Below are 25003 nucleotides of genomic sequence, written 5' to 3' on the forward strand. Positions count from 1 at the left end.
GGGCTATGCCAGTGCATCCATCCGGCGCCACATACTGGCGGCGACTTTTCTGGCCTGCGCATAAATTGAATCGCAATCGAAAGTGAACTGGCGGTCCTCATAGACCATCACGCCATTTACCATGACGCTATGCACGCTGCCTGAACCGAGACCGAAAGCGATATGCCCGGCGACGTTCTCCGCCACCAGCGGGGTGGGCGCTGAATAATCGAAGAGGGTTAAGTCAGCTTTGTAGCCTGCTTCCAGTCGACCAAAGTTCGCCCCGAAGTTACGACTCAACAGTTCGTTACCGTTAGCCAGCGCTTTAGCAAAACTGTCTGGCCAGAGCGGTCCGCCCGCGTCGCGATGCTTGAAGAAGGCAAATTTCATCTCTTCAAGCATGTCGGAGCCGATACCGTCAGTTCCCAGCGCCAGATTGCGGATGTGGGTAAGGTGATGGTTGTAGCCGACATGGTTATTCATGTTGGAACGGGCGTTATGCACCAGGAAGGCATCCTGCTGATTCAGCAGGGCGATATCCTCTGCAGACAGATACAGGCCGTGCGCCACCAGCGTTTTACTGTCGATAAGGTCGTATTCGGCCAGCCTGACCAGCAAATCTTTGCCGTACAGGTGGTGGCTGTGGGAAACGTCGTAAAGGTCTTCTGCGGCATGGATATGTAACCCACGCTTCGTCGCTTTGACCGCCTCGCGTAGCATCTCCAGTCCGGCGTCCGGTACCGTAAAGGGTGCGTGAGCGCCAATATGCGCTTCCACCAGATACGGCTCGGTTCCGGTTTTACGCGCGTCGTCTATCTGGCGAGCGAAACGAATATTCTCTTCGACGCCTTCCTGTAACTCTTTGATTCCATTGTTACGGTCAGTGGTTTCAAAGCAGGTCATGGCGCGCAGGCCAACGTTTAAAAATGCGCTGCGCAGCGTGGAGAGCGACCCGCCGATGTATGCCGGGGACGCATGGTGATCGATGACCGCTGAGCATCCGCTCTTAATGGCCTCCATTGAGCAAATCAACCCGCTGTAGTAGAGCGACTCCTCATCCAGCGCACGATCCAGTCGCCACCAGAGGTTTTTCAGCGTCGAGATAAAGTCCGGGCTGGGGGCGATGTTCGCCATGATCCCGCGTGATAAACCGGAGTAAAAATGGTTATGCGCGCAGACCAGTCCCGGCATCACAATCCGACCATGCATCTCTTTCCACTGCGCTGCAGGGTAGCGCTGCGTCAGTGCATCGCCGACATCGACGATAACGTCTTTTTCGATTGCAATATCAACGCCTTCCTGCACTTTTGCCGGGTGGAGCTGTACGGCGGTGACATTTTTCAGAATCAACATGATTACGCCTCCACGCGACCCAGCAGGTAATGATGATGCTGGTGGACATAGCTGATGATGCGACACATTTCATCCAGCTCTGGCGGTATGCTGGCGAACTGACCTTCGCTATTAATGTTTAATACCCAGTTTTGACTATTGAGCCGTACCCGCACCTGGTCATCTACCACCAGGAATCCCGGGTTGCTGCTGTTGTTGAAATCCTGTGGCAGACTGAAGACAGTGACCTTGTCCTGGTACGGTTTCCCTTGCCACGGGCAGAATTGAGCGCAGTTGCCGCATTCGTTGCAATACGCGTCCAGGTGCAGTGTCTGGAAGCGGTTCTGGAAGCCGGGAACCGGAATCGAAACGTTGGCGCGGTTCGGGCAGACGTCAACGCACTTGCTGCAGACATAGTTACATTCAAGGCAGCGTGCCGCTTCCTGTGCAACAAACGCGTCGCGATCGTCTTTGTCGACCATCGCCACGGATATCGCGCCTTTGCGTTGGTAGATCTCTGCGGGGCTGACGTTGCTCCAGCGCTTATCTCCGTGGTGGGAACGAATATTTTCCCGATAGAGGATAGTATCCGCAGCCCGACGTGCAGAGCCGATAGCCGCAACGATGGAAGAGGGACCGCGCTGGACGTCGCCAATCATAAAGACGTTGGTAAGACGTGTTTCACCGCTATTGTTGACCTCCGGCCAGCCATTTTTATCCAGCGGTACACCCATTGCATTCAGCGCCTCAGTATCCTGCTGTTCGCCAATGGCAGTGATCAGGCTATCAGCATGAAGGGTCAGGGTTTCGCCGGTTTCAACGGGACGGCGTCGACCTTTCTCATCGGGTTCGCCAAGTGACATCACACGCAGCGTTAGCGTGCCGTCGGCATCAAAACGTTCCGGATTGTTCAGGAAGCGGAATTCAACGCCATCATGCAGCGCTTCTTCGTACTCTTCGCGCCATGCGGGCATTTCCTGCAATGAACGGCGATAAACGACGGTGGCTTTTTCCACGCCGGGTACGCGTAGCGCGGCACGTGCGCAATCCATCGCGGTGTTACCTGCGCCGACGATCACCACATGTTTGCCCAGCGTCAGGTCTGCTCCCTGGTTGTATTCGCGCAGGAAGGGGAGTGATTTCCAGATGTGCGGATTATCCCCCTCTAGCTTCACGCCGCTGTTTTTATCCGTACCAGTCGCGATCAGGACATACTGGTAGCCCTGATTTTTTAACTGTTCAACGGTCAGATCCGGCGCGCAGCCATACTCAAACTTCACGCCGTGAGCGGCGACAAAGTCGATATCGTGCTGAATTAACTCCGCCGGAATACGGAACTGAGGAATGATATTTTTCACCACGCCGCCCGCATTTGCTTCACGTTCGAACAAGGTGACTGAATGCCCTGCCCGGGCGAGGAAGTAACCTGCAGCAAGCCCCGCAGGGCCCGCGCCAATCACCGCGACAGGATGACGTGAACCGGAACCGGCCGGTTTATGCCAGCGCTGTTTGTACTCTTCCCAGCCCTTCTCCAGCGCGACTTTTTTAAGTTCGCGGATATTCAGCGCGCTGTCATAGTCCAGTCGGGTACAGTTGTACTGACACTGGTGATCGCAGATATGGCCTGTGATGGCAGGGAGGGCGTTGCGTTGGTAGATGAGTTCCAGCGCGTCGGCATAGCGGTGCTCGCCGAGCAGGCGAATGTATTCCGGAATATCCTGTTTGATGGCGCAGGCTGTAATGCATGGCGCGACATAGCAGTCGGTAAGCGGTAAACCTTCAGCAACGTCGATACGCTCTTCCGGCTTCCAGTGTTTCTGCGTGTACTCCATGGTAATGGCGTCTTCCGCCAGCTTGTTCAGGCGTGCGACATCGACATGTTTCATCTCCCACGCATCTGATGATTCCAGTTCCCGCATGCATGCGCTCAGGCGCAGGTAACCACCGGGTTTCAGCAGGTCGGTTGCCATGGTGATAGGGCGAATACCGGTATCAAAGATATCGCGGATCGTCAGTTGACTTGCTCCGCCGGAATAGGAGATCGGTAATTTGCCGTCGAAGGCGCGGGAAAGTACGGCGGCCACATTGATGGAGAGTGGGAACAGCGCCCGACCAGACATGTACATCTCTTCGCCGGGAAGGGCGCCTTTGTTATTGATAGTCCCCAGCGTGTTAGTCAGTTTTACGCCGAAACCGAGCGATTTTTCTTTTGCCAGTACCATCAGCCGTTGCAGCATTTCCAGGGCCTGAGCCAGCTTAAGATCGTGCTCGAACGATTCCTCTTTCAGTCCAATGTAACCGAAGCCGCAGTTATCAAGAATTTCACGCACTCTCTCGTAGCCCAGTAGCGTTGGGTTGAGCTTCACGAAGGTATTCAGCCCTTTCTCTTCTAACATGTAGCGGCAGATGGCTTCGATTTCGTGCGGCGGACAACCGTGCATGGTCGAAAGCGTAACCCCCTGTACCATGCTGGCAGGGATGCGGGCAGGTAATGCCTGCAGATTTTCTCGTTGCTGGGTCAGGTCGTGAAGAGCCAAAAATGCGTCGTCATGCAGCCACTGGTGGAGCGTGTCGCGGTATTGCGCAAACTTAGGATGCGCCGATGCGTCCATCATATTGTCGATGAACTGTTGCATCGGCGGCTGTTTAATTCCGTCAAGGTTGTAGCCGACGCTCATATTAAAGATAAATGACTTACCCGCATCGGAGTCGGAAGGCTGCAGTAACTGTTCCATCAAGTGCAGGGCAAACCAGGCTTTGAGGTATTCATCCCAGGCTTTTAGCAGTGTGAACTCGGTGGACCATTCGGTGTTGAAGCACTCATCTTCAGCATCAATGCAGGGTTTTTCCAGTTCCAGACGATCCAGAATCTGGACTGTTTTGAGTTCAATGAAGCGACCACCGGTTAGCCAGGAGGTGATGATGTTTTGGGCAAGCTGAGTGTGCGGGCCAGCGGCGGGGCCGACGGGGGTGGCACAGGTTTCACCAAATACGCTGACCGACTTCCCTTTTACTGGCGAGTAAAACTGTTGTTCGGGAATACCAAAGATAGAGCGTTGTTGCTGGTATTCATCAAATATGCGCGTCAAAAGCTCCTCAAACGGAATGGGACGCATAATATCCCCCATAACCCTCTCCTTAGCTTATACAGATATCATTGGTTGACCGGTAGAGATAAATCCGGCGGTTTGGGGATATAGAGCAACATTCGCACCAGTCTGCCGAGTCAACGGCATAAAAATAAAATTTTGTGAGGGGGTTCTAATCTTAGTTGTGCTTTGTGAAATATCTCACAGATACCAAATGAGAATTAAAATCAGTCTTAGTGGATATTGGCTATGTGTGCTTCATTGGTTTGCTTTATTTTCTCAAAATTATCGAATTCTTATCATTATGATAAGAGAGAATAATGCGGTGAAATTATTTGAACGCAATCGTTTAACTCAGTTGGTTGGTTTTTTTATTGCTTTTTCTGTGCATTAATAAAATCCTCGGGGGTATCGATATCTAAAGTAACGCCAGCCTCTGTCATTTCAATCGTATAATGTTCGCCCAACAGTAATGCCTGGCGCATACTACTGACATTGGGTTGGGATATCGCCTGTATCAGACACGTTTTCGGTAATAAAACAGGGTGTCCTGGCCTGCCTTTATAGTATGGAATGAGTGCGCCATTGTTACGTAACGACCAGAGTTTACTAAAGATATTCGCATTCAGGTTGGGCATGTCACCGTGGGTGATAAAGCAGTATTCGCTGCTCACCGCGGTAGCTGCCGTTTGTATTGACGAAAATAATCCATGGGCATATTCTGGGTTGTGAGTAATAGTGATATTCGACAGGTTTGCATAACGATGATGAAGTTCATCGGCGCGATGGCCGGTGACTAAAATAATTCGGCTGCAAAATTGCAGCGCATTTTTGATACTTGCATCAAGAATTGTTCCCTCTTGCCAGGGTAACATCATTTTCCATTTTCCCATTCTTGATGATAATCCGGCGGCAGTAATTATGCAGTCGATATCTGGCATAGTGATTCCTTTATTTGGTTGTTATGGCATGACCAGAGAATGTCGTCACCACAGAGGCTCATGAAGGATAGTGAAGAGTATAATAACCCCCACATCTTTATTCTTTGATTTGGGTGTACAGAAACACCCGTCGATTATTTCGGTTGTCGGTGCGGGGGGAAAAACCAGTACCCTTTTCTGGTTGGCTCAACTTTTTCACGCCTGTGGTCGACGGGTGTTGATCACTACCACTACGCATATGTTTCTGCCCCAGATACCCTGGCCGGTTATCTTCTGCCACGAACCCGCGAAATTACCTCATCAACAACTTATGCAACCCATACAGGTTTATTTCCACGCGTGGAAAGCGCCGTTGGGGAAAGCACGTGGCTTTCAGCCCGCCGTGATTGATGCGTTGGTTGAACGGCCAGAATGTGACGTGATTCTCGTCGAAGCTGATGGCGCCCGTGGATTCCCACTGAAAGCGCCGGATGAGCACGAACCTTGCATACCTGAATGCAGTTGCAGTGTGATTGCCGTTATGGGCGGGCATACCCTGGGGAAAAAAACAGGGGCAGACAATGTGCATCGATGGCCGCAGTTTGCTGGGATCACTGGCCTGAGGGCAGATGTTCCCCTACAACTGAGGGATCTAATCCGGCTGGTTCAACATCCGCAGGGCGCATTTAAGAACGCACCGCCAACCAGTCGGCGGATCTGGTTCATCAACCGTTTTTCTCAATGTGAGAATAGCGTTGATGAAAATGAACTGATTCAACCGCTATTACAGGGAGATGTTGATGCCGTCTGGTTGGGGGATGCTCAGGAACGCCCTGCAATCACACGCAGATTTGTGAGATAGCGACCCCGGGAAACCGGGTTACCGAAAGGATATCCATTGAGGTTTTTATGAATATTTTCACAGAGGCTGCAAGACTTGAATCGCTAAATTGTCCATTTGCGCTGGCGCAAATTGTTGATAGCCGGGGTTCAACACCCCGCCATTCCGCACAAATGCTGGTACGTCAGGATGGGTCTATCATCGGTACCATTGGCGGTGGGATGGTAGAACGAAAAGTTATTGATGAAGCGCTACAGGCGTTGCAAGAAAGAAAGCCGCGTCTGTTTCATGGGCGGATGGCGCGTAACGGCGCTGATGCCGTGGGATCGGATTGCGGGGGCGCGATGTCAGTGTTTATTAGTGTGCACGGTCTGCGACCTCGTCTGGTATTAATTGGCGCCGGGCATGTGAATCGCGCAATCGCGCAGGGCGCAGCGCTGCTGGGGTTTGATATTGCCGTGGCGGATATCTATCGCGACAGTTTAAACCCGGATTCCTTTCCTCCTTCTGTCCACTTGTTGCATGCCGACTCCTTTGCCGCCGCAGTGGATGCACTGGATATCCGGGAAGATAATTTTGTACTCATCGCGACGAACAATCAGGATCGGGAAGCGCTGGATAAGCTGATCGAACGACCCATTGCATGGCTCGGCTTGTTGGCGAGTCGCCGCAAGGTCCAACTTTTCATGCGCCAGTTGCGGGAAAAAGGCGTCAGTGAAGAACACATTGCCCGCCTGCATGCTCCGGTGGGTTATAACATTGGCGCTGAAACGCCGCAGGAGATTGCTGTAAGCGTGCTGGCGGAGATCCTACAGGTAAAAAACAATGCGCCTGGTGGGTTGATGATGCGGGCGGCGCATCCGTCTGGACATCAACGTGTGGTGATTCGTGGTGCGGGGGATATCGCCAGTGGTGTGGCGTTGCGTTTGTTCCATGCCGGATTCAAAGTGATCATGCTGGAGGTGGAAAAACCGACGGTGATTCGCCGTAGCGTAGCATTTGCTCAGGCTGTATTCGATGGGGAGATGACGGTAGAAGGCGTGACGGCGCGGCTGGCAACCACCTCAGAGGACGCCATCATGCTGTCGGATCGCGGTTTTATTCCCGTATTGATTGATCCTGCCTGTACGCTGATTGATACGCTGAAACCTGTTTGCGTGGTGGATGCTATCCTGGCAAAACAAAACCTGGGTACACGCTCCGATATGGCGCCAGTGACGATTGCCCTTGGGCCTGGATTTACTGCGGGCGAAGACTGTGATGCGGTGATTGAAACAAATCGCGGGCACTGGCTTGGACAAGTCATTTACGCCGGTTGCGCGCAGGAAAACACTGGCGTTCCTGGAAATATTATGGGGCATACTTCCCGGCGCGTGATCCGTGCGCCAGCTGCGGGCATCATGCGAACCCACGTTAAATTAGGCGACCTGGTGGAAGAGGACGACGTGATTGCCTGGGTTGGCGAAAGTGAAATTAAAGCGCCGCTGTCGGGAATGGTGCGTGGATTGTTAAATGACGGTCTGGCGGTCGTAGGCGGTTTTAAAATTGGCGATATTGACCCCCGTGGCGAGACGGCTGATTTTACCAGCGTATCTGATAAAGCAAGGGCGATTGGCGGTGGTGTACTGGAGGCCTTAATGATGCTGATGCATCAGGGCGTGAAATCGACTAAGGACGTACTGGAAGTTGCCTGACGCCGAATCGCCGGCTGGTTCTGTGCTTATCTTATCGGACCTACAGCATATGTTCGCAATGTAGGCCCGATAAGACGTGTTAGAGTTGCTACCTGGCGAACGGGTTACTGGCAAATGACCGTGCCGGTTTTCCCTTCAATCCCTTCTTTCGCTTTGCTCAACACCGTAATCAAGGATTCGCGTCCTGGACGTGAACGGGCAAATGCGGCAGCTGCTTCGACTTTTGGCAGCATTGATCCTTTGGCAAAATGGCCTTCGTTGATAAAACGCTCTGCATCGTTTAGTGACAGGCGATCCAGCCACTGTTCATTTTCTTTACCAAAGTTGATAGCCACTTTTTCGACAGCGGTCAGGATGATGAGCATATCCGCATCGATAATCTCTGCCAGTCGGGCACTGGCCCAGTCCTTGTCAATGACAGCGCTGGCGCCACGTAGATGAAAACCTTCACGGATCACCGGAATACCGCCGCCGCCAACCGTAATGACGACATGACCCGCTTCCACCAATGCTTTGACCGTCTCTTTTTCGATAATGTCTACCGGTTTAGGGGATGCGACTACGCGGCGGTAACCACGCCCCGCATCTTCTTTCAGCGTATAACCTTGCTTCTCCAGTTGTTCTGCTTCCTGCTGAGTGAAGAACGAACCGATCGGTTTAGTCGGGTTGAGAAAGGCGGGATCGTTGGCGTCGACTTCTACCTGAGTTACCAGCGTTGCAACCGGATTGTGCATACCGCGAGAGAGCAACTCTTCGCGTAGCGCATTTTGCAGATCGTAGCCGATATAGCCCTGGCTCAACGCCACGCAGACGGACATCGGTAGCATGGGGGAATGCGCTTCAGTTTTTGCTGCGGCTTCAAAAGCCTGGTTGATCATTCCTACCTGAGGTCCGTTGCCGTGGGTGACAATCACCTGATGACCTTGCGCAATTAAATCCACAATGGCCTGGGAGGTAATTTTAACCGCCTGCATCTGCCCCGCCAGATCTTCTCCCAGCGCATTCCCACCCAGCGCGAGAACAATTTTCTTACTCATTTTTCCTCACTCATTTTATTCCGTTGTCTGTTTCATGAATCCCGGGCTGTGATGACATCGCGGGAGGCGTAAATGGTTTGCGTCGCAGGAATCGCCCGCGACCCGCTTTACCTGTAAAAACACCATCGCAGAAGAGGGTTTCACCACGGGAGAGTGTTCTGACAATCGCTCCCTGACAGTGGAACCCCTCCCAGGGGGAGTAACCGGCGTTATCGTGCAGGTTGGTATGGCGAATCTCCTGGCGCTGTCGCGGATCGATAATGACCACATCGCCATCAGAACCTGGCGCCAGCCGCCCTTTCTGCGGCCACAGACCGAACAGTTTGGCGGGCATTGCGCTGGTTAAATCGACAAAACGCTCGGGCGTAATACGCCCGCTCATAACGCCGTGGGAGAAAAGGAGCTGCATACGGTTTTCCACACCGGGTAACCCATTGGGGCAACGGCTGAAATCTCCGCCGGAGATCTGCTGGCGCTGCGCCATCGAAAATGTACAGTGATCGGTAGCCACCACATCGATCGCGCCGTCGCTGATGCCGCACCAGAGTTTGTCCTGCTCGCGGACATTGCGTAATGGCGGGCTGAGAATGAACTTCATGCCGTCTTCTGCGTCATAACGCCGCTCATCGAGCAGGAGATACTGCGGACAAGTCTCTACCCACACCGGTTGATGGTTGGCTCTGGCCAGACGTAAATAGTCCAGCCCTAATCCGTTGGACAAGTGGACGATATACAGCGGTGCGTTGCCGGCGAGCTGAGCAAGATTGATCATCCTGGCGATAGCTTCAGCTTCACACTCCAGCGGTCGACTCAGCGCGTGATAGCGTGGGGACGTTAACCCTGCTGCGATAAACTCCGCGCGTTTACTGGCGATAGCGGCGTCATTTTCCGGATGTACGGTGGTCAGCGCGCCGGACTCATGCAAACGGCGCAGCGCCTGCAGCGTTTCGTCATCGTTGAGTTTGTACTGATAGGTCAGATACAGTTTGAAACTGCTGATCCCCTCATCAACCATCATCGGGATCTCATCGAGGATGGCGTGATTGATATGCTGAATGACGCCGTGGAAGCTGTAATCGATCACCGCTTTGTGCGCGGCATAACCGTGATAAACCTCCAGTTGATGACGCAACCGGCATCCTGTCGGCCCAAATCCCATATGGTCGATAATGGTTGTTGTACCGCCACACGCCGCCGCGCGGGTACCGGTAAAAAAATCATCACAGCTACGGGCGAGTCCTACGTCAATATTGAAATGTGTATGCACATCCACGCCACCGGGGAAAACGTAACAGCCTGCAGCGTCAATAACTTCACAGGGGAGCTGCAGCGTAATTTCTGTGTCCAGTTGGCGTACGATGCCGCTCTCAATCAGTAAGTCTTGTTTTGCTTGTCCGTCAGCGTTAACGACAGTGCCATTTTTGATTAATACGCGCATAGCAGACTCCATGTTCCCCCCGGCGAACCGGAGGGAGACGCGAGAAGGATAATTATTGTGTTGCCAGCCAGCTCAGTGGAATAGCCGCGTACATTGCTGCGCAGGTGACCAGATGAGATTTCCAGGTTTTCTCGTTCGGCGCATGGGCTTCTGGTTCTTTGCCTGGTCCAAAGCCGATAACCGGGATTCCGTGACGTCCCATGATCGAGACACCGTTGGTGGAGAAGGTCCATTTATCAACGACCGGCGTTTTACCAAACAGCCCTTCATAGGCGCTGACAAGCGCTTTAACGGTGAAATGATCTTCTTCTACTTTCCAGGTCGGGAAGTAGCATTCGGTCGGGTAAACCAGCCCGGTCCAGGATGGACGGTCGTAGTTGTACATGGAGACCACGGCGTTTGCGCTCTTGACCGCAGGCAGGGCGCGGATTTCATCCAGCGCGCCTTCCCAGGTTTCACCCCAGGTCAGGCGGCGGTCGATAGAAACAGCGCAGCTGTCTGCAACGGCACAGCGACTGGGTGACGTGAAGAAGATTTCAGAAACGGTCAGCGTGCCTTTGCCGAGGAATTCGTCATAGCCCAGATGTTGTGAAAGATCCTGTAATTCGTTGAGGATCGGGCCCATTTTGAAGATGGCGTTATCTCCGCGTTCCGGTGCCGAACCGTGGCAACTGACACCCTGCACATCGATGCGAATTTCCATGCGGCCGCGTTGTCCGCGATACACCTGGCAGTCGGTAGGTTCGGTACTCACGACGAATTCCGGACGGATGCCTGACTGCTCGATGATGTATTGCCAGCACAGGCCGTCGCAGTCCTCTTCTTGCACCGTACCGGTGACAAGCAGCGTGTATTCATCTTCCAGACCGAGATCTTTAATGATCTTGCCAGCGTAAACCATTGACGCCATACCGCCTTCCTGATCAGACGTACCGCGCCCGCCGATCAGTTCATCGGTTTCCATCCCTTTATAGGGATCAAATTCCCAGTTTTTGATATTACCGATACCTACGGTATCAATGTGGGCGTCCATCGCGACCAGGCGTGGGCCGTGACCGATATAGCCGAGGATGTTGCCCATCGGATCGATTTCTACTTTATCGAAGCCGACTTTTTCCATCTCTTCTTTAATACGATGTATGACGCGTTTTTCATCACAGCTTTCGCTGGGGATGGCGACCATATCGCGCAGGAAGCGCGTCATATCGGCCTGGTAGTCTTTTGCTTTTTCCAGAATCAATTTGAATGGAATGTGCTTAGCCATTATTTTTCTCCAGTATTTAACCCCGTATCTCCTACGGAGTCTGTTCCAATAGGGTGATTACGGTGCGACCGGATGTTTGCCTTCCCAGACGACTTCACGATAGTGCTTCACATCGGTATCGCCTTCAGTACTGATAACCAGCACGACGGAGTCTTTATTCAACGCCAGTTTTTCCATCAGGGTCTGACGCAACGGGTGGTGGTGAACCGCCGCCAGAACGCCTAAGCCAACAGCGCCTGACTCGCCAGAGATGACTCGCGGATCGTTGCCCAATGGATTGCCCAACACGCGCATCCCCAGCGCGGCAACGCTGTCCTGGCAGGAGATAAACTGTGTGGAGCAGTTACGCAAAATTTCCCAGCCGAGCGGGTTCGGTTCACCACAGGCCAGACCGGCCATGATGGTGGCCATATCGCCGCCGACATTAACGATGTCGCCTTTTACGCCTGAACGATAAATGCAGTCGGCTTTATCCGGCTCGACGATGATGCTGCGTAGCTGTTGCGGAGTGTAGACATCCACCAGGTAGCCCAGTACGCCGCCCGCCATTGCGCCAACGCCAGCTTGCAGCAGAACGTGGGTAGGTGTAACGCCCATCTCACGCATCTGCTCCACCGCTTCATCAGCCAGAGTGGCGTAACCCTGCATAATCCAGGTGGGAATTTTGGTATAGCCTTCCCAGGCGGTATCCTGCACCACTTCCCAGCCATTTTGTTGGGCATGCTGCATGGTCAGGCGAACGGTATCGTCATAGTTCATGTCGGTGACAATACACTCTGCACCGAGGTTGAGAATGGCATCAACCCGTTCCTGGGCGGAGCCTTTAGGCATGTAAATAACCGCATTTTGCCCGAGTTGTTGGGCTGCCCATGCGATGCCACGACCATGGTTACCGTCAGTGGTTGTGGCGAACGTCATTTTTTCGCCAATGGTTTTTTTGAGCTGCTCGAAGGACAGCGTCTCTATATCAAGATGATATTTTTCGCAGAGCAGTCGGGCGATGGCGTAGGCACCACCGAGCATCTTGAATGCGTTAAGTCCAAAACGTTGTGATTCATCTTTGACGAGGATTTTTTTCACGCCAAAGAGGCTGGCAAGGCAGTCCAGCGCGCGGAGCGGCGTCGGATGATATCCTGCGATTTTCTGGTGGAACTGGCGTGCCACTCTGGCTTGTTTCTGCGAAAAGAGCGGTGACGTTTCGCCAGTATAAAAATGGTTATCGGCAATATCGATCTTCAATGAGAACACGGACATATCCTATCCTTTTGGCCTCCAGAAATGGAGAGCCGACCGGCAGGTCGGCTCGGGATTTTATTTCATGCGTACTTGTGCTTCTTTCAGCAATTGCTCAAGCAATGCGCCTGGTTTTGGATATTTACGGGACAGGATCATCGCGGCGATGATGTACGGTTTCCAGCTGGCTTCTTTGTAGGTGGCAATGCGATATTTTTCGAACACTTCCTCGGTGACTTCCCCCTCTTTGCAGGAGACGCCGCTGATATCTGCTGGCAGGCAGTGCATGTAAAGTGCCTCACCATCGCGGGTGAGCTTCATCATCTCTTCAGTGCAGTGCCAGTCTTTATGCTTCGCGTTCTGTTCCAGACACTGTTTTTCCAGATCTTTCAGGGCTGCGTGATCGTCAGCGCGCAGAAGTTCCGTGCGTTTTTCCATCACTTTGTACGGGGCCCATGACTTCGGATAAACGATGTCGGCGTCCTTGAATGCCTCTTCCATACTGGTGACCTGACGGAAACTGCCGCCTGAGGCATTGGCGTTGTTTTTCGCGACTTCGATAACATCTGGGATCAGGTCATAGCCTTCAGGATGCGCCAGCGTGACGTCCATGCCGAAGCGGGTCATCAGACCGATAATGCCCTGCGGTACGGAAAGGGGTTTACCGTAGCTGGGTGAGTAAGCCCAGGTCATGGCGATTTTTTTACCTTTCAGGTTTTCCAGCGAGCCAAAGTGTTCGCGCAGCCAGGCAAGGTCGGCCATCGCTTGGGTCGGGTGGTCGATGTCGCACTGTAAGTTGACCAGCGCTGGACGCTGCGGCAGGACGCCCTGTTTGTAACCGTCATCAAGCGCGGCGCCAACTTCGCGCATATAGGCGTTGCCTGCGCCAAGATACATGTCGTCGCGAATGCCGATAGCATCGGCACAGAAAGAGATCATGTTGGCCGTTTCACGCACGGTTTCACCGTGAGCGATTTGTGATTTTCCTTCGTCGAGATCCTGCTGAGCCAGACCGAGCAGGTTGAGGGCGGAGGCATAAGAGAAGCGAGTACGGGTGGAGTTATCGCGGAAAACAGAGATACCTAATCCACTATTGAAGACCTTCGTCGCGATATTCTCGGCACGCAGTATTTTCAGCGCCGCAGCAACATCCAGTACTTGTTTTAGTTCGTCCGGCGTCTGCTCCCACGTTAACAAAAAGTCCTTCTCATGAAGGTGTGAGGTCAGCGAATTGATATCCTTTATCAGCTCATTAACAGTTTTCATCGTAAGGTCCCGGTAGTGGAATGACAGGCAAAAAACGGTTTATTTTGTTTCACTGTGACTAAGCCTCCTGATTGGGGTTATCACAGCCATACCTGGGACTAACAATAAGTGTGCCAGAATTATATAAATGGCGGCGAAAGGATATTTTGTCAGACTATATGTGCTCCTGATCACAAATTATGCTGAAGCATCCTAAAGGAATGAATAAACGAAAACGTTTGGCTTTTAAATATTGCATTCGTCACTGTGGGTCGTCGTAAGAATTAATGTTGGTGCGTACGTTACGACTCGTCAGTTTGATAAACTAATGCCGGTAATTCTCATATTGATATGGAAATGTGATTTCTCTTCCATAATTTCATTAGAAAATGATAAACAGCCCGTGTTTCTATCAAAGTAAATTCTGTCTGAGTTAATATCATTATATTTTACGAACCATAAATGTCCTAAATGATCAGTCATTTAAGCGATTCGGAAGGTAAAACATGGTGCTTGCAACTACGCAGTCCGTTTTGATGCATATTCAACCGACAATTCAGCGTTTCGCCAGAATGCTTGCCAGCGTTTTGCAACTTGAGGTTGAGATCGTTGATGAGAACCTGTGCCGAGTCGCAGGTACTGGCGCTTATGGAAAATTTCTCGGTCGTCAATTGAGCGGGAATTCCAGACTTCTGAGCTATGTTCTGGAAACAAAAAAAGAAAAAGTCGTCACACATTCCCGATTTGATCCGCTGTGCGAAGGGTGCGACAGCAAAGAAAATTGCCGTGAGAAAGCCTTCCTGGGAACCCCGGTTATTTTACAGGAGCGATGTGTGGGAGTGATAAGCCTGATTGCCGTAACGCATGAGCAGCAAGAACATATCAATGACAACCTACGGGAATTTTCAGATTACGTTCGCCATATATCCACGATCTTCGTTTCGAAACTTCTGGAGGATCAGGGAGGGAGTGACAGTATCAGTAAAATATTCTCTACGATGATTGAGAATATGGATCAGGGCGTGTTGGTTATTGATGAAGATAACCGTGTGCAGTTTGCGAATCAAACGGCGCTGAAAATACTCGGTGTTGTACAGAATAATATGGTTGGCAAATCAGTCAGGTTCAGGCCGTTAACGTTTGAAAGTAATTTCACCCATGGACATATGCAACATATTGTCTCATGGGATGATAAAAGCGAGCTGATTATTGGTCAGTTACATAGTGTTCAGGGGCGGCAATTATTCCTGATGGCATTCCACCAGTCGCATACCAGTTCGTCCGTGGCGATTGCTCCGGACGAACCGCATATTGAGCAACTGGTTGGCGAATGTCGGGTTATGCGCCAGCTTAAGCGGTTGATTGGCCGCATCGCCCCCAGTCCTTCCAGCATTATGATTGTGGGGGAAAGCGGTACAGGAAAAGAGGTTGTTGCCAGGGCTATCCACAAACTGAGTGAGCGACGAAATAAGCCCTTTATCGCCATTAACTGTGCTGCTATTCCGGAGCAGTTGCTGGAAAGTGAACTGTTTGGTTATGTGAAAGGCGCGTTTACCGGCGCATCTGCTAACGGAAAAACAGGTCTGATTCAGGCGGCTAACACCGGAACGCTGTTTCTGGATGAGATTGGCGATATGCCGTTAATGTTGCAGGCGAAATTGCTAAGAGCTATTGAAGCGAGGGAGGTTTTGCCCATTGGTGCCAGTAGCCCGGTACAGGTCGATATTCGTATTATCTCGGCCACTAACCAGAACCTTGGGCAGTTCATTGCTGAGGGGAAGTTCCGCGAAGACCTCTTCTACCGCCTGAACGTCATTCCGCTCACGTTACCACCCCTACGCGAACGCCAGGAGGACATCGAACTGTTGGTGCATTACTTCCTGCATCTGCATACTCGCCGTTTGGGGCTGGTTTATCCGGGTATCGCACCGGATGTTGTGGCTCTGCTCAGGCACCATCGTTGGCCGGGCAACCTGCGCGAGTTGAGTAATCTAATGGAGTATCTGGTTAACGTTGTTCCCTCCGGTGAAGTGATAGACAGTACGCTTTTACCACCGAATCTTACCAGCAATGGTAAAGCGCCAGACACAGAAGGGGTTGTCACCAGCGCCACGCATCTGCTGTCTGATGATGCCGGAGGTACTGCGCTGGAAGAGATGGAAAAACAGATGATCCGTGAAGCGCTGTCCCGACACTCGAGTAAAAAGCAGGTGGCAGATGAGCTCGGCATCGGTATCGCCACGCTGTATCGCAAGATCAAAAAGTATGAGCTGTTGAACGTATAAATCTTTTACTATCCGGCCTGCACTCAGACCGGATAGTAGATTATTTCTGCTCTTCACAGCGTTGCACGGTATCGACGATCATCTGATAACCGGTGCAACGACACAGATTCCCTGCCAGGCCACGGCGGATCTCAAGAATGGTTAGCGGTTGAATACGCGGTTTAGCCAGCATCGCGGTTGTCGCCATGATCAAACCTGGCGTGCAAAAGCCGCACTGTACGGCGCCGGATTTCGCGTAAGCCATTTGAACGTGGGAAAGCTGACCGCCAACCGATTCGCCTTCCAGAGTGCGGATATGCTTTCCTTCCGCCCATGCCGCCAGATACAGACAGCTGTCGATGGCAGTTCCGTCGACAAGTACGGTACAAGCGCCGCACTCACCCACACAGCACCCTTGCTTCACGCTGAGCAATCCCTGTTCGCGTAACAGTTCGGAAAGCGGCATCCCCGGCATGATGCTTAGCTGAAAAGGGATGCCATTGATTTCGCATTCCATCGCGATTCTGTCGGTGTGGTTCATTGCAGTACTCCCCCCGCCGCGACGACGGCTTCACTGATCACTTTTTTCGTCATTGTCTGGATGAGATGTAGACGAAACTCCTTACTGGCACGCCAGGAAGAGCGCGGAGCGACGTCCTGTATGACGGCTTCGCTGATGGCGTCCAGCGTTTGCTGGGTTAATGGTGCATTTTGCGCTGTCTGTTCGGCATGCTGACAGCGGATTGGCGTTGGTGCAGCGACGCCAAAAGCCAGCCTTAACTCACTGAAATTACTGTTATCCAGTCGACAGAATGCTGCGCAACCGATGGTGGATATATCCATGGCGTCACGCATTGCATATTTAAAATGCGCGCTGCCGCTATGGGTTGCAGGCTGCGGTGGGAAGTGGAAGGCGACCAGAATTTCATCATGCTCAAGAGAAACCTTGCCAGGACCGGTGTGAAAACCGTTAATCGCGGCGAAACGCACCCCTTTTGGTGAGTGAATCTCAAGTGTGGCGTTATAGATTAAGGTTGGCGTCGCAGAGTCTGCGCTGGTCGCGCCGTTGCATATATTGCCGCCGTAGGTGGCGACGTTACGGATTTGCGGCCCGGCAATGGAGGCGGCTGCGGCGCACAACGCAGGGAGATGACGTTGCGTTAAAGGGTGTTCAATCAGTTCGTTAAAGGTGGTGGCGGAGCCTATTCGCAGTGCGCCATTGTCGTTAATCGTAATCCCTTTCAGCTCCGCCAGATTGTGAATATCGACAATATGGCGATAGCGGTCATTGTGATGATGAAGTTGAATCAGCACGTCGGTCCCACCAGCCAGCAGTTTCGCTTGCGGATAGCTTGTCAGCAGGCTGATGGCATCGGAAATAGCCGAAGCGCGGTGGTAAGAAGCAAAATCAAACATGGTGATATCCTCAAATCAAACCTGCCAGATGGAACTCCTCAAACAGACGTTTCGGCGTCAGGGGCAGCGTGTCTATCGCTACGCCTGTTGCCATTCTTACTGCATTGCGAATGGCCGCTGCGACGGGAATGATGGGGGGTTCACCCAGCGATTTATGTCCGTAAGCGGATTGCGGCTCCTGCGTTTCGACAAAGGCGCTTTCCAACTGCGGGAGGTCGGGCATGGTGGGCATTTTGTAATCCAGAAGGTTGGGATTACGCACAATGCCGCTGTCTGCATCGATGATCATCTCTTCAAACAGCGACCAGCCAATGCCCATCCCCATACCGCCGTGGACCTGACCTTTCGCCAGCAACGGGTTCAGGATGTGCCCGGAATCGTGGACGTTAAGGATTCGGTTGATGGTGACCTTGCACAACGCGATATCGACCGTCAGATCGACAAACGTGCAGCCAAACGCGGGCGGATTCGAGGTTGTCTTTACCGAGCATTCTGCCGATAGTTGACCGCCGCGTTCCGGATGATAAAACGTATCCATGGCCAGATCTTTTAATGACAGTAACGGATCGTCTGGACGATCGGTGAGGACGATATTGCCGCCCTTCAGCGTCAGACTCATGGCTGACTGGTGCACTATTTCAGCTGCATGCGCCAGGATCTTTTCCCGCAACTGCAATGCCGCTTTACGCAGTGCCGGAGCGGCAACATAACTCTGGCGAGAGGCGAATGCGCCTGGGTCGAACGGCGTAATATCGGTGTCCTGTGTTGAAATGACGTGCACATCGCTGACCGGTACGCCGACGGTTTCAGCCACCATCTGCGAGAACACGGTATCGGCCCCCTGACCAATTTCGGTAGCGCCGCTCTGAACGTTGATCGTTCCGTCCTGATTCATCAACAGACGGGCGCCGGAGATCTCGACCCCTACAGGCCAGGTGTTGGACGTATAACTAAAGCAGGCGACGCCAATCCCCCGACGGATATTACCCTGCGGATGGTTCTGGCATTCAGCGCGGCGCGTATCCCACTCGAACAGCTCGCGGCCTTTTTCCAGACATTCCGGGAGTCCTGCACTGTAGATGCGTTTTCCCGTTATTGGATTCGAATCTCCCTCTCGGGCAGCATTACGTAAACGGATGTCTACCGGATCGATGCCCAATGCGGCGGCGGCGTCATCCAACATGGATTCTACGGCGAATACCACCTGTGGCGCGCCATATCCGCGCATCGCGCCTGCGGAGGGGAGATTGGTGTAGCACGTCGTGGAGCGGTAAGCGTAAGCGCTGCGAGGATAAAGATACGCGACCTTATTACCACCGGCGGAAGCGATGGAGTGGCCGTGCGAGGCGTAGGCACCGGTATTTGACAGGACATCAAGACTGTAGCCTTTCAGCGTGCCGTCACGGTTAATGCCCAGTTGCCCGCTAATCGTAAACGCATGGCGGGTGCGCGAAGCGAGGAAACACTCTTCGCGGCTGAGAGACACTTTCACTGGAATGCCGCCGAGTTTGCTGGTCAGAAATGCCGCCATCGGTTCTTCCAGCACATCCTGCTTGTTGCCAAAACCACCGCCGACATACGGTTTGATAACACGAACGCACGACCACGGAATACCAAGCGCCTGACCAACTACCCGACGCACAATATGGGGGATCTGTGTGCTGGAGACGATTGAAATCCGGGAATCCTCTTCCATCCAGGCAAAAGAGGTCACGCTTTCCATATGGCAATGCTGAATGACGGGAGTCTGATAGCGGCCCTGAATCTTATAGTCCGCCGCATCAATCGCTTGCTGTACATTACCGGTTGTCATTTCGCTCTGTTTAAGCAGATTTCCACCGGCATGAATCTCGACGGCGTCAGGCGCCAGAGCCGCTTCCGGCGTGGTAATCACAGGTAGCGATTGCCATTCGACGCTGACCAGCAGCGCTGCTTTTTCTGCGGTTAATTCATCTCTTGCCACGACGATAGCGACAGCATCTCCGTGATGGCGGACGTGGCGGGTCAGCAGATAACGGTCGGCAACATCACGTTTCTTGTCATCCAGGCTCCATGCATGACCTGCTGTCGCAAACGGAATATCAGGCACATCCTCCCAGGTAAAGACGGCCAGCACCCCAGGCAAATTTTTGGCCTGGTCACAGTTGATGCTGGCGGCATAACCATGGGCAATAGGGCTACGAACGTATTTCGCGTAGCACATGCCCGCCATAACATAATCATCAGTGTATCGAGCCCGCCCGGTGACTTTCGCAATGGCATCCACGCGCATGCATGATTCCCCGGTTGCGGTTGCTTCCCGCGCTTCCATAGACGTCCCCTTGATTTGAACATTTGGTTCTTAAGGCCATGTATTCGTCAAATCAGGCAAGAATTACGCCAGAAGCCCAAATTGGCGGCAGGATGTCAGGGAAGTGTGATGATGTTAAAAATATAACGCTGCCATGATGGTAATAACCGCAGAATTCTGTCTACTCCACTTATCATTATGAGTTTAATCAAATCATTGTGATACACGGGCGTCACGTCGTGATACCGCTCATGGCGAGCCTTTCCGGACGCAATACATTGGGCATCCGGCTTCTGGCTGTTATTATAGGGTGTCTGGAAATATTGCGAGGAATGGTTTTGAGTGCGGGATGCCTGAACAAAAATAGCCTGAGTATTGCGATGTTACTGTGCGCGGGGCTGCTATTAGCCGGTTGCTCCAGCGATCAATCCTCTGATGCAGGCAGCTATTCTGGTTCTGTTTATACTGTGAAGCGCGGGGATACGCTCTATCGCATTTCGCGTGTGACGGGAACCAGCGTTAAAGAAATTGCGCGTCTTAACGGAATTTCGCCGCCTTATACCATCGAAGTAGGGCAAAAACTGAAAGTCAGCGGCGGAGCCAAAACCAGTACAGCATCCAGCAAAAAGACAACGAAATCCTCGACAAAAACGGCTGCTGTTACACCGTCTTCTGCGGTGCCGCAGTCTTCCTGGCCACCGGTGGGGCAACGTTGCTGGGTATGGCCAGCCAACGGTAAAGTTATTCTGCGGTATTCGACAGCGGATGGCGGTAATAAAGGGATTGATATTTCCGCCGCGTCTGGAACCCCTATCTATGCGGCGGGCGCCGGGAAGGTGGTGTATGTCGGCAACCAATTGCGTGGCTACGGCAACCTCATCATGATTAAACACAATGAGGAATACATCACTGCGTACGCGCATAACGACACGATGCTGGTGAATAACGGGCAAAACGTGAAAGCCGGGCAGAAAATTGCCACGATGGGGAGCTCTGACGCCGCTTCCGTGCGGCTGCACTTCCAGATCCGCTATCGCGCTACGGCGATCGATCCTCTGCGATATTTACCGCCGCAAGGGAGTAAACCAAAATGCTGACGGCGAATTAATCGCCAGTCAGTGTGCGAGTCCCTTGCTAACAAGAGCGTAAGGTTTATAATGCCTTACGCAATTCAAAGCGGGCGTAGTTCAATGGTAGAACGAGAGCTTCCCAAGCTCTATACGAGGGTTCGATTCCCTTCGCCCGCTCCATGACCATTCTTTCAGTACCTATCTCATTGAATCCCTTAGGGACGTGGCGTAAAGCCTCCCAACAGTAGCTGACTGTAACCTACTGTGTAACCCAAATCGGGCTACAAGCATGATTCAAATAATCCGTTTGGCTGGACTGCAAACGCTAAGTTTTAGCGAACGTTTGACAAAGCCCAGAAAGTAAGCCCAATCATTATGATGATTCCTATGATGTAAATCGCATTAACCGAATTCTTTGTTGCCTGGTTGTAGCCTTTTCCTCTACCAGTATTGGCATGACACCAATCACTGAAAGCCTGGTGATGTTTTAGCTGTGTTTCAGAGGCTGGCTTTGTGAATTGCCCGTTGCGGGGTTTATAGAGCAAAACCATGTCTTCTACGATCACAGTCGCATCAGGTGGGAAGTCTTGCGGAATATCATTCATCTTTTCGGGGAAGAGCTTGCGAAATTCTTCGGCTAACAACTTTCTTTCGCCGTAGGCATAGATTTCATTTTGGCTCCCATACTTTAGCTCAATGTCGCTGAAACCACGGCGCACCATGTCATCAAGTTTCGGGGCTATTTTCTCGTAAGTTTTAGTGATCGTGACCATTGCTGGCTCTTCCTGAGTATTTGACACTTGTTAATCTAACATTCAGCTTAATGTTTGAATATAATTACGGAGGGGAGTAGGTCAGTAAAATAGCTCGAAAAAGATTTGATTCGGCATTATCTAAGTCAGAATCGCTGAAAATAAATAGATGAAAAATTCTTTAAATGAAATCTCTGATAGCCCTGCTATCATTTTTCTCTGGTTACTGTATCTCTGCACCGTAACCATCCCGCATAATCGTACCATTCACATTTCGAGATCTTCCGGCATACCCAGTCTTATAACTCCAAATTCTGTACCAGGTAATCAATAAACTTGCGGCATTTAAGGCTGATCCGATGGTCACCAGCGTAGACAATAGTGATGTCCTGAACCGGCAGTTTATAATCGGGAAAGAGTTGTACCAGTTTGCCGCTGGCGATTTCAGATCTGACTAGCCATTCGGGTAATACGGCGATACCGAGTCCGGCGCAGGCCATAGATTTAATCGCTGTTGAGGTATTTGAGTGGAATCTGGCAACTGCGCGGACATCAAACGGTTGCCCTTTTTCATCTGTCAGCGTCCATTGTGTCGGGGCCTGTAAATTGCTGTTGGCGATCCACGGCGCGGTATTCATATCTTCTGGTGAACTGAGGGGATTATTTTCAAGCCAGCAGGCAGAGGCGACCAGAACAATCGGGTAACTTGCCAGTTTTCGGCTTTTCAATGAAGAATCGCGTAAAGAGCCCAGTCGAATTGCCAGATCAAGCCGCTCAGTCACTAAATCATTCATTGAAGAGTCGGCATAATAATTAATATTTAAATTCGGATTAAGCTGGCAAAACTGACTTATCATCGGCAACAAATAATATTCACCAAATTCAGTTGTTGAAGTAACACTTAGCGTACCTGAGAGCGAACGATGGCTGTCGGATATATTTTCCAACGAAGTCTGGATGTTGACGAAGATCTCGCGAAAATCGTTGTACAGCACTTCTCCTGCTTCTGTCAGCGAAATGCCGCGCGTATTGCGGATGAGCAATGGCACATTCAGCACTTCTTCAAGCGATTTCACATGGATACTGGCCATTGCCTTGCTGATGAACAGGCGCTCTGCGGCTTTGGTAAAGGAGCCACAATCTACAACGGAGATGAAAGTTTGAATTCGATTAAGGTGATTAAACATTAAGCGTTAAATTTTAGTAAACAACGTGTTTAATCTAGTTTAATCGACGCCGCTGGTCAAGCCAGTCTAGACTGCGCAGCGGAGGTCAAAATGACATATCGTTATCGCGTTGCGACGCTATTTTTAGCCGGTTTTTTCATCGATTGCATAAATATTTTTATGTCAGCAATCGCCTTGCCGGATATTTCCCGTCAGTTGCATGTCTCTGAATCCAGCGTGGCGTGGGTTGCCAACAGCTATATTTTAGGTCTGACCCTGATAATCCCATTAAGTACCTGGATCGCCAGCCATATAGGGGTGCGGATGACCATGATGGCCTCAATGGCGGTATTTACTGTGGGGGCGTTGTGCGCCGGATTATCAACCGACTTTAACGGGTTGATTATATTTCGCTTTTTACAAGGTGCAGGCGGAGGATTATTGATTCCGGTCGGTCAGACGCTGACATTTGGTTTGTTTCAAAAAAACGAGCGGGCCAGGATCTCAACGCTGATTATGGCCGTCGCACTGATCGCACCCGCGATCTCACCTGCGGCGGGCGGCACGATTGTTGATCACTTCTCTTGGCGCTGGGTTTTCCTGTGTAATATTCCGTTCAGCCTGCTCACTGCTGCTCTGGCATGGTGGTGGATTAACGCTGAGAAAACCACAGCCCAACGCCCGGATCTTGCCGGTCTGGTGCTGGTAAGCCTTGCTCTGGTGGCTTTGTTGATGGGGATGTCGCTTTATGCAGATGCGACAAATCCGGCGTTGCCGCTGGGGTTGGTGATAGTGGGCGTCATTTTTGCCGCGCTGTATGTGCGCCATTATCGTCGACAGCCTGATGCTATTGTGGATCTCAGTGTGTTGAGCAATCCGCGAATGCGCTTCTCTGTGCTGGTGTATTACGCCGTGCCGGGCATTTTTACGGGTGTGAACCTGCTTAATATCTTCTTCCTACAACAGGTGATGGGGTGGGGTGCCAGTGAAACCGGGCTACTGATGGTGTTGTACGCAGCCGGATCGTTCTGTGCTATGAGCGTCTGTGGTCGTTTCTATAACCGTGTTGGTGCGGCAAAACTCTTTCTCCCTGGTTTGATCTGCCATGCGGCGGGTATTGCGCTGTTGTCGCTGGTGGGTGCCGACTACGGGTTGCCTGTGCTGGTACTGGCATATTTGCTAATGGGTATAGGTGGCGGTATTGGCGCAAATACCGCACAAACTACCGCGATGATCGACTTCAGCGGCGAACATTTGTCCCGGGCCAGCACGGTCTGGAACCTCAACCGACAGATGTCATTTAGCGTTGGTGCTGCGCTTTTCACACTGTTGTTTAATCTGTTGCAGCAACACACTACGACAACATCTGCTTATCACACGGCCTTCCTTATTGCTGCGCTGCTTGGCCTGCTGCCCCTGCTTGCTCTTATGTCACTCAATAAACAACCGGAGTCGTTATGCAATCAAAAAGAGAATTAATTGCACATCAAAGCGTAGTAGAGCTGCATCAATGGATTGAAGAGGTGTTCGCGGGGCGCTCTGATTATCCCGCCGCGTTGAATCGCCTGCTCGGCAGTTTCAGCCCGTCGTTCAAAATGGTGACCATGAAAGGGCAGAATATTGGTTTTGCGGAGGTGGAAAACCTGTTTCGCAATAACACAGGTGGTCGCCCGAACCTGCAAATTGACATTGATAGCTTTGAAACCCTTCAGTTGTCGGCGTCTTCAGTCATTTGCCGTTACCGTGAAACTCACCGCAATGAGGGCAATGTGCACTCTCGCTGGTCGGTTGCTGTGATTGATATCCAGAATGAGCAACCCTGCTGGCATTATCTGCATGAAACAGCGATTGCGGACTGATGATGAAGTCATATTACCTTGAACAGTTCCGAAATCTGACTGACCACATACAGGAAAGGGCGTCCATCACATCACTACATTTGATGTTTCAAGGGCGGCTGTAGTTGCGATTTT

Annotated in this window: 19 protein-coding genes and 1 tRNA gene; 7 read left to right on the plus strand and 13 right to left on the minus strand. The window is 51.8% G+C overall.

The annotated features are described in order from the left end of the window. Positions 1-3: 3 nt before the first annotated feature. The 3 genes from ssnA to mocA form a co-directional block, all read right to left on the minus strand. Positions 4-1332: a putative aminohydrolase SsnA gene (gene ssnA, locus AC07UY_RS01845; RefSeq protein ID WP_494700636.1), complete on the minus strand. Its 1329-nt coding sequence runs from the start codon at positions 1330-1332 to the stop codon at positions 4-6. 2 nt (positions 1333-1334) lie between these two features. Next, entirely contained in the window at positions 1335-4439 is a 3105-nt protein-coding gene (ygfK, locus tag AC07UY_RS01850) for a putative selenate reductase subunit YgfK (RefSeq protein WP_494700637.1), read from the minus strand. Between the two features lie 332 nt (positions 4440-4771). Next, positions 4772-5341, minus strand: coding sequence for a molybdenum cofactor cytidylyltransferase (mocA, locus tag AC07UY_RS01855; RefSeq protein ID WP_494700638.1), 570 nt, complete (start codon positions 5339-5341; stop codon positions 4772-4774). Between the two features lie 70 nt (positions 5342-5411). On the opposite strand from mocA, the gene yqeC reads away from it, so the two are divergent. Together yqeC and yqeB are read left to right on the plus strand one after the other, a co-directional pair. Beyond that, positions 5412-6182 (plus strand): selenium cofactor biosynthesis protein YqeC, encoded by a 771-nt coding sequence (gene yqeC / locus AC07UY_RS01860; protein WP_494700639.1) that lies wholly within the window; start codon positions 5412-5414, stop codon positions 6180-6182. Between the two features lie 47 nt (positions 6183-6229). Next, on the plus strand, positions 6230-7855 hold the full coding sequence (gene yqeB / locus AC07UY_RS01865; protein WP_494700640.1) for a selenium-dependent molybdenum cofactor biosynthesis protein YqeB: 1626 nt from the start codon (positions 6230-6232) through the stop codon (positions 7853-7855). A 104-nt stretch (positions 7856-7959) separates the two neighbouring features. Here the strand turns inward: yqeB and arcC are convergent, their stop codons facing one another. The 5 genes from arcC to ygeW are packed head-to-tail and all read right to left on the minus strand — an operon-like array spanning position 7960 to position 14093. Further along, positions 7960-8892 carry a carbamate kinase gene (arcC, locus tag AC07UY_RS01870; RefSeq protein WP_494700641.1) on the minus strand — a complete coding sequence of 311 codons (933 nt, stop codon included), beginning with the start codon at positions 8890-8892 and terminating at the stop codon, positions 7960-7962. 10 nt (positions 8893-8902) lie between these two features. After that, positions 8903-10330 carry a dihydropyrimidinase gene (gene hydA, locus AC07UY_RS01875; protein ID WP_494700642.1) on the minus strand — a complete coding sequence of 476 codons (1428 nt, stop codon included), beginning with the start codon at positions 10328-10330 and terminating at the stop codon, positions 8903-8905. A gap of 52 nt (positions 10331-10382) precedes the next feature. Next, positions 10383-11594 carry a YgeY family selenium metabolism-linked hydrolase gene (locus tag AC07UY_RS01880; RefSeq protein ID WP_494700643.1) on the minus strand — a complete coding sequence of 404 codons (1212 nt, stop codon included), beginning with the start codon at positions 11592-11594 and terminating at the stop codon, positions 10383-10385. Positions 11595-11651: 57 nt separating this feature from the next. Continuing rightward, entirely contained in the window at positions 11652-12848 is a 1197-nt protein-coding gene (gene dpaL, locus AC07UY_RS01885; RefSeq protein WP_494700644.1) for a diaminopropionate ammonia-lyase, read from the minus strand. 57 nt (positions 12849-12905) lie between these two features. Continuing rightward, the gene (ygeW, locus tag AC07UY_RS01890; RefSeq protein ID WP_192613383.1) at positions 12906-14093 is read right to left on the minus strand and encodes a knotted carbamoyltransferase YgeW; all 1188 of its coding nucleotides are present in this window, start codon (positions 14091-14093) and stop codon (positions 12906-12908) included. A gap of 485 nt (positions 14094-14578) precedes the next feature. Between ygeW and AC07UY_RS01895 the strand changes: the two genes are divergently transcribed. Then, entirely contained in the window at positions 14579-16357 is a 1779-nt protein-coding gene (locus AC07UY_RS01895) for a sigma 54-interacting transcriptional regulator (protein WP_494660740.1), read from the plus strand. A gap of 40 nt (positions 16358-16397) precedes the next feature. Here AC07UY_RS01895 and xdhC read toward each other — a convergent pair whose 3' ends face one another. From xdhC to xdhA, 3 genes are read right to left on the minus strand one after another with little or no spacing between them, the layout of a single operon-like run. Beyond that, a complete protein-coding gene (xdhC, locus tag AC07UY_RS01900) occupies positions 16398-16877 on the minus strand; it encodes a xanthine dehydrogenase iron sulfur-binding subunit XdhC (protein WP_494700645.1) in 480 nt (159 codons plus the stop codon). Further along, a complete protein-coding gene (gene xdhB / locus AC07UY_RS01905) occupies positions 16874-17752 on the minus strand; it encodes a xanthine dehydrogenase FAD-binding subunit XdhB (protein ID WP_494700646.1) in 879 nt (292 codons plus the stop codon). The genes xdhC and xdhB overlap by 4 nt, the downstream gene beginning before the upstream one ends. A gap of 10 nt (positions 17753-17762) precedes the next feature. Further along, the gene (gene xdhA / locus AC07UY_RS01910; protein ID WP_494700647.1) at positions 17763-20063 is read right to left on the minus strand and encodes a xanthine dehydrogenase molybdenum-binding subunit XdhA; all 2301 of its coding nucleotides are present in this window, start codon (positions 20061-20063) and stop codon (positions 17763-17765) included. Between the two features lie 317 nt (positions 20064-20380). Between xdhA and actS the strand changes: the two genes are divergently transcribed. Then, positions 20381-21139 (plus strand): amidase activator ActS, encoded by a 759-nt coding sequence (gene actS / locus AC07UY_RS01915; RefSeq protein ID WP_494700648.1) that lies wholly within the window; start codon positions 20381-20383, stop codon positions 21137-21139. Positions 21140-21218: 79 nt separating this feature from the next. After that, positions 21219-21292, plus strand: a tRNA-Gly gene (locus AC07UY_RS01920). A gap of 152 nt (positions 21293-21444) precedes the next feature. Here the strand turns inward: AC07UY_RS01920 and AC07UY_RS01925 are convergent. Together AC07UY_RS01925 and AC07UY_RS01930 are read right to left on the minus strand one after the other, a co-directional pair. Beyond that, the gene (locus tag AC07UY_RS01925) at positions 21445-21885 is read right to left on the minus strand and encodes a hypothetical protein (RefSeq protein WP_494700649.1); all 441 of its coding nucleotides are present in this window, start codon (positions 21883-21885) and stop codon (positions 21445-21447) included. Between the two features lie 278 nt (positions 21886-22163). After that, entirely contained in the window at positions 22164-23051 is an 888-nt protein-coding gene (locus AC07UY_RS01930; RefSeq protein WP_494700650.1) for a LysR family transcriptional regulator, read from the minus strand. Positions 23052-23141: 90 nt separating this feature from the next. On the opposite strand from AC07UY_RS01930, the gene AC07UY_RS01935 reads away from it, so the two are divergent. Together AC07UY_RS01935 and AC07UY_RS01940 are read left to right on the plus strand one after the other, a co-directional pair. Next, positions 23142-24509, plus strand: a complete 1368-nt coding sequence (locus AC07UY_RS01935) for an MFS transporter (protein WP_494700651.1) — start codon at positions 23142-23144, stop codon at positions 24507-24509. Then, positions 24488-24889: a hypothetical protein gene (locus AC07UY_RS01940; RefSeq protein ID WP_494700652.1), complete on the plus strand. Its 402-nt coding sequence runs from the start codon at positions 24488-24490 to the stop codon at positions 24887-24889. Before AC07UY_RS01935 ends, AC07UY_RS01940 begins: the two co-directional genes overlap by 22 nt. Positions 24890-25003: the final 114 nt, after the last annotated feature.

The sequence above is a fragment of the Citrobacter sp. GW821-FHT02E08 genome, from assembly GCF_059421685.1.